Source organism: Variovorax sp. GW821-FHT10D07 (assembly GCF_059415325.1).
Genome location: NZ_JBWKMZ010000001.1, coordinates 874,594 through 888,697, shown reverse-complemented (window position 1 = coordinate 888,697; position 14,104 = coordinate 874,594). Strand labels below are relative to the sequence as shown.

Annotated in this window: 12 protein-coding genes; 4 read left to right on the top strand and 8 right to left on the bottom strand. The window is 70.2% G+C overall.

The features are described from left to right. The first annotated feature begins 97 nt into the window (after positions 1 to 97). Entirely contained in the window at positions 98 to 580 is a 483-nt protein-coding gene (locus AC07PU_RS04130) for a transcriptional repressor (RefSeq protein ID WP_495315461.1), read from the top strand. 1 nt (position 581) lies between these two features. Here the strand turns inward: AC07PU_RS04130 and AC07PU_RS04125 are convergent, their stop codons facing one another. Further along, the gene (locus AC07PU_RS04125; protein WP_495315459.1) at positions 582 to 1,337 is read right to left on the bottom strand and encodes an FTR1 family protein; all 756 of its coding nucleotides are present in this window, start codon (positions 1,335 to 1,337) and stop codon (positions 582 to 584) included. A 147-nt stretch (positions 1,338 to 1,484) separates the two neighbouring features. Between AC07PU_RS04125 and AC07PU_RS04120 the strand changes: the two genes are divergently transcribed. The 3 genes from AC07PU_RS04120 to AC07PU_RS04110 all read left to right on the top strand — a co-directional run bounded on the left by AC07PU_RS04120 (position 1,485) and on the right by AC07PU_RS04110 (position 4,952). Further along, positions 1,485 to 1,826 carry a hypothetical protein gene (locus AC07PU_RS04120; protein WP_093350187.1) on the top strand — a complete coding sequence of 114 codons (342 nt, stop codon included), beginning with the start codon at positions 1,485 to 1,487 and terminating at the stop codon, positions 1,824 to 1,826. 344 nt (positions 1,827 to 2,170) lie between these two features. Further along, positions 2,171 to 4,357 carry a TonB-dependent receptor gene (locus AC07PU_RS04115; protein WP_495315456.1) on the top strand — a complete coding sequence of 729 codons (2,187 nt, stop codon included), beginning with the start codon at positions 2,171 to 2,173 and terminating at the stop codon, positions 4,355 to 4,357. A gap of 73 nt (positions 4,358 to 4,430) precedes the next feature. Further along, positions 4,431 to 4,952 carry a hypothetical protein gene (locus AC07PU_RS04110; RefSeq protein ID WP_495315454.1) on the top strand — a complete coding sequence of 174 codons (522 nt, stop codon included), beginning with the start codon at positions 4,431 to 4,433 and terminating at the stop codon, positions 4,950 to 4,952. 24 nt (positions 4,953 to 4,976) lie between these two features. On the opposite strand, the gene AC07PU_RS04105 is transcribed toward AC07PU_RS04110, so the two are convergent. From AC07PU_RS04105 to AC07PU_RS04075, 7 genes are all read right to left on the bottom strand, one after another. Further along, the gene (locus tag AC07PU_RS04105; protein WP_495315452.1) at positions 4,977 to 7,520 is read right to left on the bottom strand and encodes a TonB-dependent receptor; all 2,544 of its coding nucleotides are present in this window, start codon (positions 7,518 to 7,520) and stop codon (positions 4,977 to 4,979) included. A 137-nt stretch (positions 7,521 to 7,657) separates the two neighbouring features. Next, positions 7,658 to 8,614 carry a FecR domain-containing protein gene (locus AC07PU_RS04100; RefSeq protein ID WP_495315450.1) on the bottom strand — a complete coding sequence of 319 codons (957 nt, stop codon included), beginning with the start codon at positions 8,612 to 8,614 and terminating at the stop codon, positions 7,658 to 7,660. After that, complete coding sequence (locus tag AC07PU_RS04095) at positions 8,611 to 9,138, bottom strand: sigma-70 family RNA polymerase sigma factor (protein ID WP_093349891.1); 528 nt, start codon at positions 9,136 to 9,138, stop codon at positions 8,611 to 8,613. Before AC07PU_RS04095 ends, AC07PU_RS04100 begins: the two co-directional genes overlap by 4 nt. Before the next feature lie 92 nt (positions 9,139 to 9,230). After that, the gene (locus AC07PU_RS04090; protein WP_495315448.1) at positions 9,231 to 9,968 is read right to left on the bottom strand and encodes a DUF4198 domain-containing protein; all 738 of its coding nucleotides are present in this window, start codon (positions 9,966 to 9,968) and stop codon (positions 9,231 to 9,233) included. A gap of 11 nt (positions 9,969 to 9,979) precedes the next feature. Further along, positions 9,980 to 12,421, bottom strand: coding sequence for a TonB-dependent siderophore receptor (locus tag AC07PU_RS04085; protein ID WP_495315446.1), 2,442 nt, complete (start codon positions 12,419 to 12,421; stop codon positions 9,980 to 9,982). A 137-nt stretch (positions 12,422 to 12,558) separates the two neighbouring features. Next, the gene (locus tag AC07PU_RS04080; protein ID WP_495315444.1) at positions 12,559 to 13,569 is read right to left on the bottom strand and encodes a FecR domain-containing protein; all 1,011 of its coding nucleotides are present in this window, start codon (positions 13,567 to 13,569) and stop codon (positions 12,559 to 12,561) included. Next, positions 13,559 to 14,068 (bottom strand): sigma-70 family RNA polymerase sigma factor, encoded by a 510-nt coding sequence (locus AC07PU_RS04075; protein ID WP_093349881.1) that lies wholly within the window; start codon positions 14,066 to 14,068, stop codon positions 13,559 to 13,561. Before AC07PU_RS04075 ends, AC07PU_RS04080 begins: the two co-directional genes overlap by 11 nt. Between the last annotated feature and the right edge of the window lie 36 nt (positions 14,069 to 14,104).

Here is a 14,104-nt window from a genome sequence, read left to right as displayed (position 1 = left end):
TTCAATCCGTCCGGCAGTTTTGCAACTGCGCTGCATCATGCTTTTGGAGAGCGCGCCGCACCGCGGCGGCCACCGTATAGCCCCATCGACCATGCCCATGCCTGCTGAAAAACACCGGGAAGCAACGCTCGACGACGCCGCCATTCAGCGCCGCCTCGAGGACGCGGACATTCGCGTCAACCCCGAGCGCCTGCAGATCCTCGGCCGGCTGATGTCGAACGCGGGCCAGGCCTGCACGGCCCAGGAGCTCTATCCGCGCGGCGTCGAGGAATCGAATGCCGCCGCGGTGTCGCGCGTGTACCGGACGCTGCACCTGCTCGAGAAGAAGCGGGTGATCGAACGGCGGGTGCGGCAGGTGCGCGGGCGGCCCGTGTTCACCTACCTCTATGGCGAGGAGAGCGCCTCGTCGCGCATCCGCTTCCAGTGCCGAAGCTGCGGTGCCAGCGTGGTCGCCGACGACATCCAGTTGCGCGAGCAGGTCGCGAAGGTCGGGGCCGACCAAGGGCTGCCCGTGGCCTCGAAGGAGGACATCGTGGTGTGGATCGCGTGCAACCGCTGCAGCGCGGGCGCGCCGGACTGAACTACTCGACGCGCGCGGCCGTCTCCGACCACCAGCCGCGCAGCACCCAGTAGAGCGGCGGCAGCATCAGCACGGCGCACAGCCAGGCATGGCGCGCGCCCTCCTCGAAGAAGGGCGCCACGGTCAGCGCCCAGGCCACGCCGTCGTCGCGCAGCTCGGGAATGCGCAGCAGGTCGGCCACGCTGTAGAGCAGCAGCTGGATCGCGAGCAGGGCCAGCAGCAGCGCCGAGACGCGGAACGCCTGCAGCAGCCGCGCGCGCAGGTGCAGCCACTTCCACGCGGGCAGCAGCAGCCCGGTGGCCGCCACGCCCAGCAGCACGCCCAGCGCGGCATCCACCATGCCGGCGCGCGCGCCGATCGCGCGCACGAAGACCGCGATCTCGAGCGATTCGCGAAAGGCCGACAGCGCCACGAAGGCGATGACCAGGAAGGGCGCGGCCCGGCTGTCGAGCCAGGCCTCGTGGAACAGGTGGACACGGCCGCGGATCTGCCGCACCGAGGCGCCCATGCTCGTGGCCATGAACAGGATGCCGATCGCCATCAGGGTGCTGAGGCCGGCGCTGACGTTGCGGTCGACGGAGGCATCCATCAGCAGCACCGACAGCGCCGCGGCCGGCGCGAGCCCCAGGCCCAGGCCCCAGCCGACGTACTTGAGCAGCGACAGACGGCGGGATTCGCGCAGGCAGACATGCAGCGAGCCCACGATCAGGATCAGTTCGGCCAGCTCGCGCAGGGTGATGGCGAAGGCGTCAAACATCGATGGATCCGTGCGGCGTCGAGATGACAACGATTCTCATTGTTAAAGTATCGCATGGCCCTCCTCGAACGGCCGCGTGCGACACTGCCGTCGCGCCTTCGACAACAGAAACAGCGCTCAGCAGCACTCAGGGGTATCGCCGTGGCCGTGAACGATCAAGAAATTCTCAGCATCGTCGACCGGGCCGTCGACGAGTTCAACGGCGACCTCGACGACCTCGAAAGCGCGATCGGCATGCTGCTGCTCGGGCGCCACTACGGCTGGCGCGTGGTGCTGCTGATCCACAGCCCGACCACCGTGCGCAAGTACCTGAAGATCCTCGGCCTGAAGAACCTGCGCGACGTGCTGCCCGAGGTCGGCGTGCTCGCGCACCGTTCGAACGCCTGGCGCCTGCTCGACGGCACCAAGAACTTCTGGAAGGTCGTGCGCGGCCAGATCAGCGGCGTGCGCTCCGCGCGGGTCGAGAAGACCCCGACCAAGCCCTCCTGAACCCTTCGATTCGCCTGGATCCGGGACTCGCCGGAGGGGCGGCCGTGCGCGCTTGCGTGGCATTTCCCCAACACCAAAGTAGTTCTCCTGAAGACTACTGACCCTTGGCTTTCAGAGCCGACGCCTTCCGTTTCTCTCCCTTGAACCTGGCTCGGATGACTCGCATCGCGCCGAATCAGTAGCACTTGACAGTACTACTACCTGCTTCTACATTTGCTCGAAATTGCGAATCGTTCGTATTTCCGTCTCTTTCGCGGCCGCGATCAGAAGGGGGAGGTGGCAGCGGCGATGCGCTCTTTCGCAGCCGGCGCGAATGCGCCTTCTCTTCCCTTCATCAGTTCCAAATGAACAAGTCACGCAGCCCGCGCCTTCCGGGCATGGCACCCGCGATCGCGCCCAGCGCCGTCGTCCGGGCGATTCACCTGCTCACCGCCGGCGCCACCCTGGCCCTCGGCGCATCCACCGCCTGGTCGCAGACCGCCGGCGGCAGCGACTCGCTGCCGCCCATCACCGTCACGGGCACCGAGCAGGGCTATGCCGCCAAGCGCAGCACCACCGCCACCAAGACCGACACGCCGCTGCGCGACACGCCGCAGTCGATCAGCGTGGTGACCAGCGACGAGCTGCGCGACCGCGCGGTGCAGAGCATTGCCGAGGCCGCGCGCTACGTGCCGGGCGTGGGCTTCGCGCAGGGCGAGGGCAACCGCGAGACGCCGATCTTCCGCGGCATCAGCACCACCGGCGACTTCTTCATCGACGGCATCCGCGACGACGTCCAGTACTACCGCGACCTCTACAACATCGAGCGCGTGGAAGTGTTCAAGGGCCCGAACGCGATGATCTTCGGCCGCGGCGCCACCGGCGGGCTGATCAACCGCGTGAGCAAGCAGCCCGAGTGGACACCGTCCTACGGCGCCTCGGTCACGCTGGGCTCGCACAGCAACCGCCGCCTGACGGCCGACATCAACCAGCCGATCAACGACCAGCTGTCGTTCCGCCTCAACGGCCTGTACGAGAACTCCAAGAGCTATCGCGACGGCGTCTGGCTCGAGCGCTCGGGCATCAACCCGACGCTGAGCTGGCGCCCGAGCGCGAAGACGCTGGTGACGCTGGGCTACGAGCACTTCAAGGACAACCGTATCGCCGACCGCGGCATCACCTCGTTCCGCGGCGTGCCGGTGGTCACCGATCCCTCGACCTTCTTCGGCAACGCGGCCGGCAGCCCGACCTGGTCCTCGCTCGACGCCTTCAACGCGCTGGTCGAGCACGAGTTCGACAACGGCGTGGTGCTGCGCAACCGCACGCGCTGGTCCGAGCAGGACAAGTTCTACCGCAACGTGTTCCCCGGCGCGGTCAACGCGCTCGGCACCACGGTGGCGATCAGTGCCTACGACAACGCGACCACGCGCAAGAGCTTCTTCAACCAGACCGACGTCAGCTTCACGCTGAACACCGGCGCGGTGAAGCACAAGTTCCTCGTGGGCGCGGAGATCGGCAAGCAGGACACCGACAACTTCCGCAACACCGGCTACTTCAACAACACGGCCACCAGCGTGAACGTGCCGCTGTGGCTGCCGACGACCTACGCGCCGGTGTTCTACCGCCAGTCCGCCACCGATGCCAACAACAGCGGCACCGCCAAGGTCGCGGCCCTCTACGTGCAGGACCAGATCGAGCTGAGCCCACAGTTCCAGCTGATCGCGGGCCTGCGCTACGACCGCTTCCGCGTCGACTTCCAGAACAACCGCAATGGCGACCGCTTCAAGACCAACGACGACCTCGTGTCGCCGCGCCTGGGCGTGATCTACAAGCCGGTCGAGCCGCTGTCGCTGTACGCGAACTACAGCATCGCCTACCAGCCGCGCGCGGGCGACCAGCTGTCCTCGCTCACGCTGAGCTCGTCGGCGCTCAAGCCCGAGAAGTTCAAGAACTACGAGATCGGCGCCAAGTGGGACGTGCTGCCCGCGCTCGCGGCCACCGCCGCGCTCTACCGCCTCGACCGCTCCAACGTGGTGGTGCTCGACCCGACCGACCCGACCGGCGCGCGCACCATCCTCAGCGACGGCCAGCGCACCCAGGGCTTCGAGCTCGGCTTGAGCGGCAACATCACGCCGGCCTGGAGCGTCTCGGGCGGCTACTCCTACACCGACGCCAAGTTCAAGGCCGACACCTCGGCCACGATCCGCGCCGGCGCGCGCGTGGGCCAGGTGCCCAAGCACACCTTCGCGCTGTGGAACCGCTACGACTTCTCGCCGATGTGGGGCGCGGGTGCGGGCGTGATCCACCAGGCCAAGATGTTCGCGTCGAGCGAGCAGATCGTGACCAACGCGGCACCGTTCCCGAACGTGGTGCTGCCGGGCTACACGCGCGTCGACGCGGCCGTGTTCTTCACGCTCAACCGCAACGTGCAGATGCAGCTGAACGTCGAGAACCTGTTCAACCGCAAGTACTTCCTCAACGCGAACAGCAACACCAACATCACGCCGGGCGCGCCGCGTTCGTTCCGCGTGTCGCTGAACGCGAAGTTCTGATGCGCGCGGCCGGCGGGCTTCATCGCCCGCCGGCCGTGTCCGCCTGCGAGCCGAAGGTTTCAGGAGCCCGATGATGAATCCACCCACGAGCCCGCCGTGGCGGCCCGACGCGATGACCCGCCTCGTCAACCGCAAGGCGGGCCTGCGCCATCCGGCGTTCGGACCGCACTCCGGCGTCACCGACCGCAACCAGCTGCAGCACGAGCGCATCCTCGCGGCCATGGCCGAGTCCGAGGGCGGCAACCTGCATCCGCGCGACCTGCACCGCAGGCTCACGCAACGGGGCACGCCGATGAACATGTCGGCCATCTATTCGGCGCTCAAGCGGCTGGCGGCCGAGGGCGCGATCCAGCACCTGCTGGTGGAGCGCAACGGCCGCGCCGTCTCGACCTACAGCCTGCCCGACAGCGATGCCTGCGACGCCGCGGGCCGGCTGGTCTGCACCGGCTGCCGACGCTGGGTCGACCTCCGGGGCACGGGCCTGCTGTCGCGGCTCATCGCCGATGCCTGCAAGGCCCACGTGCCGGCGGCCTCGGTGGAGGCCGTCGAAGTGCAGGTGCTCTGCGAAGCCTGCCGCGAAGCGCGGGACGACTGAGCTTCGCGTTGCCGCCGAACCGCCTCACCAGCGGTGCGTGTAGCTCAGCTTCAGCACGGCACCGGGCGCCGGCAGGCGGCTCGTGTTGTTGTTGCTGCGAAGCAGCTGGCTGTAGAGCGGGAAGTACTTCCGGTTGAAGAGGTTCTCCACGCCGATCGCCAGGCTGTTCTTGTCGTCGATCTTCCAGCGGCTGATCAGGTCGACCGTGGTGTAGCCGCTGGTGTCGCGGCGCCCGAAGCTGCTCACGCCATCGAGGCGGTAATCCTTGCCCGAATACGAAGTCGCCTGCAGCCGGTGGCTCCACCGGCCGTCGGGCTTGTACTCGACGTAGGCCGTCAGCTTGAGCGGCGGGATGCGGTAGCCGGTCATGTCCTGGTAGCGCGCGGCACCCTGCGGCAGCTCGCGGCCCTTCATCCAGGTGAAGCTGCCGCCCAGGGCCCAGCGCTCGTCGTCGCTGAAGTAGTCGAGCGCGCCTTCGAGGCCATGGATGCGCTCCTTGGTGCGCAGCAGGTTCAGGCCGTTGTTGAAGCTCTGCACGGCGCCGAGGTCCGACTGCGACTGGAAGGCCGCGAGGTTCGCGACCACGTTGGAGAAGCGGCCGCGCCATCCGAGCTCGAAGGTGTCGGTCTTGACCGGTTGCAGGTCGGAGCCCGCGATGTTGAAGGTCGGCGTGGCATTGCGCACCTGCAGGCCGATGTCGGGCAGCTCGAAGCCCTGGCTGTACGACAGGTAGAGGTCGTGCGCCTTGGTCGGGTTGAAGACCAGGCCCGCGTTGTAGGTCCAGCCCTTGTAGTCGACCGCGCCGCCGTTGACCGGGCGCGGGTTGGCCACGCGCGATTGCGACAGCGGCACGAAGCTGTCGAAACGCGTGCGGGCGCGGTCGTAGCGCACGCCGCCTTCGACCGACCACCGGTCGTCGAAGCGGTGCTGCAGCTGGGCGAAGCCGCCGAGGCTGCGCGTGGTGATCGGCGGCATGAAGATGCGCGAGCCGGCCTTGAGGAAGCGCAGGCCGCCGCTCAGGTCGTACAGGCGCGGATCGAACACGTCCAGCGGCATGTCGCTGCGCTCCTGGTTGAAGTCGGCGCCCCAGGTCAGTTGCGTCTTCCTGTCCGCGCCCAGCGGCGTCTTGATGGTCAGCCGGCCGCCGTAGACCTCGGAGTTCTGCGTCACCTGGTCCACGTTGGCGCCGCGCACCGACACGCCACGCGCATCGAAGGGCGCGAAGCGGGTGAAGAAGTCGCGGTAGTAGAACTGCGCGGCCAGCGAGCTGCCGGCGATGTCGCGGTGCTGGTAATCGATGCCGACCAGCGTGTTCTTCACGCGGTTCTGCTCGGCCAGCTGCAGCCCGCGCAGCGGCCGGGCCGCGGTGCTGCCCGCGGGCAGCTTCGCCACCGAGGGGTCGGAGCCGTAGTCGGTGTCCTGCTTCGCGTCGTAGTGGCTCGCGGACAGCTGCAGCCGCTGGTTCGCATCGATGCGCCAGCCGATCTTGGCCGAGGCGCTGTAGATGTTCGAGTCGAACAGGTCGCCCTGGCTCGGCTCGGGCGCGATGCGGTTGCCCCGCGCGTCGTAGGAGGCGCCGACGCGGCGCGCGCCGAGGCTCAGCGTGTAGTCGATCTTCTCGCCCGCGCCCGACAGGTAGTGCTGCACCTCGCCGCCGAAGCCCGCCGAGCCGATGCGCGACAGCGGCGTCACGCCGGTCACCGTGGTCTCGGCGCGTGTCTGTCCGTCGGGCTGGCGCGTGCGGATGGAGACAATGCCGCCGGCCGCGCCGCTGCCGTAGATCGCGCTGCTGCCGCGCAGCACCTCGATCTGCTCGACGTCGGCCGGGTTGACGTTGGCCAGGTTGCGCGAGGAATCGCGGTTGGTGTTGAGCGGGATGCCGTCGACCAGCACCAGCATGTTGCGTCCGCGCAGGGTCTGGCCATAGTCGGTGATGGTGTGGCTGGAGTCGGCCATGCCCGGCACCACCTTGCTCAGCAGGGTGGCCACGCTGTCGGAACCCTGGCGCAGGCCCTCGAGCTCCTGGCGCTCGATCACCGTGACCTGGCGCGTGGGCGCCATCAGGTTGCTCTGCGTGCGGTCGGTCACCGTGATCGGTGCCAGCGCATCGCCCGGGATCGCGGGTTCGACGGCTGGCGCTGCGGCACCCGAAGGCGTGGGACGGCTGGCCGGTGCCGCCGCATCGGCGGCCTCCAGCGTGAAGTTGCCGCCGCCCAGCGCGCGCGTGCGCAGGCCGCTGCCGGCCAGCAGGCGGTCGAAGCCTTCCTGCACTGCGAACGCGCCGCGCAGGCCCGGCGTCGAGAGGCCGCGCGTGCGTCCCAGGTCCATGCTGAGGTTGACGCCGGCCTGGCCCGCGAAATTCAGCAGCGCCGGGCCCAGCGGGCCGGCGGGAATGTCGTAGCGTGCGGGAGCCTGGGCCACGGCGGGATCGGCGGCCCGGGCCAGCGGCGCGGCCAGCGTGCCGCACAGGCCGAGCAGGCACAGCGCGCCGCGCACGCTGCGCACGAGCGGGCGCGGCGGCGCCGCGCGGAGGGTTCGGGAAGCGGAAGGGCGGGGCCGTTCGGTCATGAAGAGGGGTCCTGTCGTCGGTCGTTGAAAGCGGGTCTCGTCCTGCATGACAGGCGAGCCGCGAAAACCGGACAGGGCGGCGCAAAAAAAAGAACCCGCCGGGGTGGCGGGCCAAAGGGGGGTGGTGGTCGGGTCGGTCAACGCGCGGCGATGGTCACCCAGTAGCGCGTTCTGGATTCGATGCGCACCGGCAAGGTCCGGGCCAGCAGTTCCAGGATTCGGTCCGTGTCGTCGAGCTGGAAGGCGCCAGAGACCCGGATCTCGGCCGCCGCCGGATCGCAATGCAGGGCGCCGCTGCGGTAGCGCGCGAGCTCGGCCGCGAAGTCCGCGAGCCGCATCTCCTCGGCATAGAGCACGCCGCGGGCCCAGGCATCGGCGCCGGCCGCCAGCGCGCGCGGCGCCGACACGGTCGTCGCGCTGAAGAAAGCCTGGCGCCCCGCGGGCACGATGACGGGTGCGCCCGGATCCCGCGCGGGCCGGATCTCGACCGCGCCTTCGAGCACGCTGAGCCGGCCGCGCGCGTCGTCGCTGCGCACCACGAAGCGCGTGCCCAGCGCGCGCAGGCTGGCATGCGCGGTCTGGACGAGGAAGGGGCGTGCGTCCGGCGCGGTCTCGATGAGGATCTCCCCGGCCCGGTGGCGCAGCAGCCGCTGCGTGTCGTCGAAGTCCAGGCTCACGGCCGATGCGGTGTTGAGGTCCAGCCCGCTGCCGTCGGGCAGCGTCAGGTGCCTGCGCTCGCCGGTGGCGGTGCTGACGTCCGCGCCGATCGCCTGCCAGGGCAGGGTGCGATAGCCGATCCACGCCGCCGATGGCACGCCGAGCAGCAGCGCCACCGTGCGCAACAGCGCGCGCCGGCCGGCCGCGTCCCGGCGCCGGTCGAGCACCGGCATGCCCACGGCCGCGGGCACCGCGCCGAAGCGGCGGCTCAACTGTTCGGCGCTCTGCCAGACGCGCTGGTGCTCGGGGCTCTGGTTGCGCCATGCCTCGCAGCCCCGCAGGTCGGCCGCGCTCGGGCGCCCGGCATGCAGGCGCGCGAGCCACTGCGCGGCTTCGTCGAGCAGCCGGGGATCGACCGGGGCGCCCGCGGGTCTCATGCGCCCTGCGCCAGCATCAGCCGCAGGCATTGCCGGAACCCCTGCGCCATGTAGCGCGTGACGGTGCGCACGCTGAGCTTGAGCCGCGCGGCAATCTCGTCATAGGACAAGCCTTCGAGCTGCGACATCAGGAAGGCGGTGCGCACCGGCGGCGGCAGTTCGTCGAGCAGGGCATCGAGCTCGTGCAGCGTTTCGAGCAGGATGGCGCGTTCCTCGACCGAGGGCACCAGCGACTCGGGCAGCAGGGCCAGCGAGGCCAGGTAGGCGCGCTCGAGCGACTGGCGCTCGAAGTGATTGACCATCAGGCGCCGCGCCACGGTCGTGAGGTAGGCGCGCGGCTCGCGCAGCGGCGGAATGGCATCGGCGCGGTAGCCGGTCCACACGCGCATGAAGGTGTCGTGCGCGATGTCCGCCGCGTCGCAGCTGTTGCCGAGCCGGCTCCGCAGCCACCCGCAGAGCCACCCGTGGTGATCGCTGTAGAGCGCGTGGACCTCCCGCTGCAGGGCTGATTCGCCGACCACCATGCGCTTTCTCGTGCAGACCTGCTGCCGCCCTCTGTTTCTAAATAGGAATCCTTCGCATTGTAGTGCCTTGTGGCTACCTGGCCCCGCGCAATTCAGTGGCCGGCGCGCGGCAGCACGAAGGCGAGGGTGGCTTCGAACCCGTCCTCGTCGGCCTCGCTCCTGTCGCCGCGCGGGCGCACCAGCGAGGCCGCGATCACGTTGAGGCCGCTGCTGCCCAGCGTGAGCGTGGCGCGGCCCGCGCGGTCCGTCTTCACGCGCGGCCCTGCGGTGTTGCCCGTGAAATCGCCGATCACCTCGACACCCGCCACCGGCCGACCCTTCGACAGCACGCGCACCGCGAGGCGCTGGCCGCGCCGCAGCGCGAAGGGGTCGGCCAGCGGCACGATCTCCAGCTCGGCGCCGATCGGCGCGAAGGGCAGGCGGACCGGCGCGAGCAGGGTCGTGCCGTACTTCATGTAGTGCCCGGCCTTGCGCGCATCGGGCACCTGCAGGCGCGAGCCACTGACCCACTTGCCGTCGCGGCCCTGCGACCAGAAGCCGTCCTCGAGCGCCACCCACAGCACGGCCGCGTCCTTCGCCGGCTCGACCACCGCGTTGCGCGCACGCGCCGACACCTGCACCTGCGACGGCGCACCGGTGGCGGTGAAGGCCTTCGTCTCGCGCAGCTGCCGCGGCTCGTAGGCCTCGTCGAGCGCGCCTTCGCCGAGCACCACGGCCAGCTCGCCCGCGCGCTGCGCGACCCACACGCCGTGGGCCAACGACGCGCCGCAGCACAGGGCCGCGAGCGCCAGGGCGATGTACCGCAGGCCACCTCTTGCATCGATCTTCATGCGGGCCTCCGTCAGAAATTGGCCGTCATCGACAACCGGACGATGCGCGGATTGCCCTGCGTCACGCCGCCGTAGTTGACCGAGCTCCAGTAACGCCGGTTCGTCACGTTCTCGATCGACAGCCGCAGGATCGATTGCGCGCCCATCAGCCGCGTGACATAGGCCGCGCCCAGGTCCCAGCGCGTGAAGCTCGGCACGATCAGCGTGTTGGCGCGGTCCAGCGGCCGGTTGCCGACGTGGTAGATGCCGGTGTTGAGCGACAGCCCCGGCACCGCCATCAGCCGGTAGTCGAGGAACAGGTTGGCCTGGAAGCGCGCCACGTTGCTCGGGCGGCGGCCCTCGAGCGCGGGGTCACCGGTCTCGCGCTGCTGCGCGTCGAGCCAGGACACGCCGGCGATGCCACTGAGTTGCGGCGTGATCTCGCCATTGGCCGTGAACTCCACGCCGCGATGCCGCTGGCGGCCCTGCTGGCGGAAGACGTTGTCGGCCGGCGAGACCGCCTGCAGCGGCTTGTCCATGTCGAAAGCCGCGGCGGTCAGCATCAAGCCATCGCGCACGCGGCTCTTCACGCCGACCTCGTACTGCCGGCTCTTGATCGGCCCGAGCTTCTGCAGCGCGTTGTCGGCATAGCTGGGCGCATAGGCTCCCTGCTCGAAGCCCTCGCCGTAGGTCGCGTAGAAGGTGGTGCGCTCCGAGGGCTTGTACATCGCGCTCACCGTGGGCACGGTCACGTCGGTCGTGTACTTCGGCGTGCCGTCGTACTTGCTGCCGATGTCGCTGCTGTAGTCGATGTGGCGCGCGCCGATCAGCAGCTGCCAGTTCGGCCCGAAGGAGATCGTGTCGCTCGCGAACAGGCTGCTCTGGCGCGCCTTGCTCGCGGGCAGGTGCGTGTCCTCGGGGATGAAGGGCGCGACGTAGGGCAGCGGCCGGTAGATGTTGCCGATGTACTGCGGGAAGCGCAGGTAGTCGCCGTCGGGCGACTGCAGGCTCGAGTACGAATAGCCGATGACCGCCTCGTGCCCGACCGAGCCGGTATCGAAGCGCCCGGTCGCGAACACCTGGCCCGCGGTGGTGGGATAGGCCTCGCCCTCGTAGCGCGTGTTGCCGGCGAGCACGTCGCCGTTCGGCGCCACCTTCGAGGCGTTGAAGAAGATCGCGTTGCGCTTGGTGCGGCTCAGCGCGAGCTGCGCCGTCAGGTCCCAGTTCTCGCTGAGCGCGTAATTCAGCCGCGCGCCGAGGTTCCAGGCGTCGGTCTTGTACTGGCCCCAGGGCTGGCCGACCAGCGTGCGCGGATCGAAGCTGCGCGCGGGCACCAGCAGGCCGTCGCTGCGCGGGCCGATCATGCCGCTGGCGGCCAGCGACTTGCGCTGCCAGTCGAAGTCGAGCTGCAGCAGCGCGTCGCGGTTGAGCTTGATGTCCATCGCGCCGCTGAGGAAGTCGCGCCGCAGGTCGCCGAAATGGGTGAAGTCGCCGACCCGCTCGCTCGCGGCATTGAAGCGGTAGCCCACGGTGCCGGCCTCGTTGAGCGGACCGCCGGCATCGACGCTGGCATAGCGCCCGCCGTAGCTGCGCACCTCGGCGCTCACGCTGGCGAAGCGCTCGCGCGTCGGGCGCTTGAGCACGTAGTTGACGATGCCGCTGGGCTCGCCCACGCCGTACAGGAAGCCCGACAGCCCCTTGAGCACGTCGACGCGCTCCTTGTTCTCCAGCGGCACGTCGCTGTAGATGTTCGCCAGCAGGCCGTCGCGGCGCACGTTGTTGAAGGAGTTGGCCGAGAAGCCGCGCACCGCGACGCCGTCGAACGAGGAGAAGCCCGAGGTGGGCGTGACGGAGGGATCGTTGCGCAGCACGTCGAGCGCGGTGCGCGCGCGCTGGTTCTCGATGGTGTCGACGGTGTAGGAACCGACCGCGAAGGGCAGGTCCTGCAGCGAGCGCACGCCGAGCGCGCCGGCGTTCACGTCCTGCACGTCGTAGAGCCGTTCGCGCTGGGCGCTGACCACCACCGGCGCCAGCGTGCCGGTGCGCGCCGCGGCCTCGGCCGCCGCGTCGGGCAGCGCGCTCGCGCCCGTGGCCGGCGCGCCGATCCGGCGCAAGCGCCAGCCGCCGCCGGCCCCCGGCACCGCCTCGAGCCCGCTGCTGGCCAGCAGCCTGGCCAGGGCCTCGTGCACCGCGTAGCTGCCCTGCAGGCCGGGACTCGCGAGGCCCTGCGTCAGGGTCGGGTCGATCGCGATCATGGTGCCCGACTCGCGGCCGAAGCGGCCCAGCACGCTGTCGAGCGAGCCGGCGCCGATGGCATAGCTGCGCGGCGCCTCGGCGACGGGCGCGGGCTGGGCTCCCACGGGAACGGCCGAGGCGCCGAGAAGCGCCAGCGCCGCGCTCAGGCAGCCGGAGCGGGCGAAGGGCGCGAGCGGGAAGGGGCCGGTCCGGGCGGCGGACCGAGCATCGAATGCCATGGGAAGAACTCTCCGTGATCGTTGGAAGATGGGGTCCCACGCGGCCTTCGCCGCGGGGTGTCTCTTCCTGCTTGATGCACGAGGTCTGGAAACCTGCCGTTTTTCTTCGATCTTTTTTTCGCGGCCCGTCGTCCCCGCTATCGCGCCGCGATCGTCGTCCAGTAGGGACCGATCGAACGGCGCCGCACCGGCAGCGTTTCTTCCAGCATGTCGAGCACCGCATCGGTCCGAGCGACCGGAAATGCGCCGCTCACGAGGATGGCGCCCACCGCCGGGTCGCAGCGCAGCACGCCCGGGCGGTAGCGCCCCAACTCCGCGAGGAAGTCGTCGAGCCGCATGCGCTCGACCACCAGCACGCCCTGGGTCCAGGCCGCGGCGTTCTCGCCGCCGGGTTCGGGTGCCGAGATGCCATCCGCCGCATAGCGCGCGCCTTGGCCCGCGGGCAGGCGCAGCGTGCCTTCGCGGCCGGCCACGCCGAGCTCGACCAGGCCTTCGAGCACGACGACCTCGCCCGCGGCGGGTGCATCGGGCGCGCGCACCAGGAAGCGCGTGCCGATCGGCACCACGCGCCCGGGCCCCGCATGCACGACCAGCGGCCGCGCGGCCGCATCGTGGCCCGAGCTGACCATGATCTCGCCGCCGAGCAGGCGGATGCCGCGCTCGGCCGCGCTGAAATCGACGTCGATCGCGCTGCGCGTGTTCAGCACCACGCGCGTGCCGTCCGGCAGCAGCACGCTGCGCTGTTCGCCGGTGGCCGTGCGGTAGTCGGCGCGCCACCAGGCCATGTCGTCGCGCAGCGCCCAGGTGCCCACGCCGCCGCTCGCGGCCAGCACGAAGGCCTTGAGCGCCCAGCGCCGCCGCGCCGCGTCGGCGCCGCGCAATGCGCCGCGGGCCGTCTCGGGCGCGAGGCCATGCACGCCGTCGCGCAGGTCGGCACCGAGGCCGCGCACGCGCTGCCAGGCTTGCTCGTGGTCGGGGTGCGCGCCGCGCCAATGTTCGCAGGCCGCGCGCTCGGCGGCGGAGGCGGCGCCCGATTGCAGCCGCACCAGCCATTCGACCGCCTGCGCGACGATGGCGCGATCGAGCGGCGCATCGCCCGCGGGCTGGAAGACCGCGCGCCGCGGCGCCGTGCCGATCTCAGCCGCCATAGACGGCGTCGTAGCAATGCGCGTAGGCCTTCACCATGTCCTTCTGCACGATGTGGATCGACACGCCGAGCCGCTGCGCGATCTCGGCATAGGGCAGGCCGTCGAGCTGCGACAACAGGAAGACCTCGCGCGTGCGCGGCTTCAGTCCGTCGAGCACGCGGCTGACGGCCGCCAGCGCCTCGAGCACCAGCAGGCGTGCCTCGGGCGACGGGCTCGTGGCCTCGGGCAGGTGGGCGATCGCGTCGAGGTAGGCGCGCTCGAGCGCGAGGCGGCGGAAGTACTGCGCCGCGATGCGGCCGGCCACGGTCGTGAGGTAGGCGCGCGGCTCGCGCAGCGGGCCGGTCTCGTTGGCCGACAGGATGCGCGCGAAGGTGTCCTGCGCCAGGTCGGCCGCGTTCTCGATGTTGCCGAGCTTGCGCCGCAGCATCTGCAGCAGCCACGAATGGTGTTCGCCGTACAGCGTGGCGACCAGTCGCACGGAGGCATCGGAGGTGGACATCGGAGGACGGCAGGCCGCGCAGCTCGTTGAGAATAG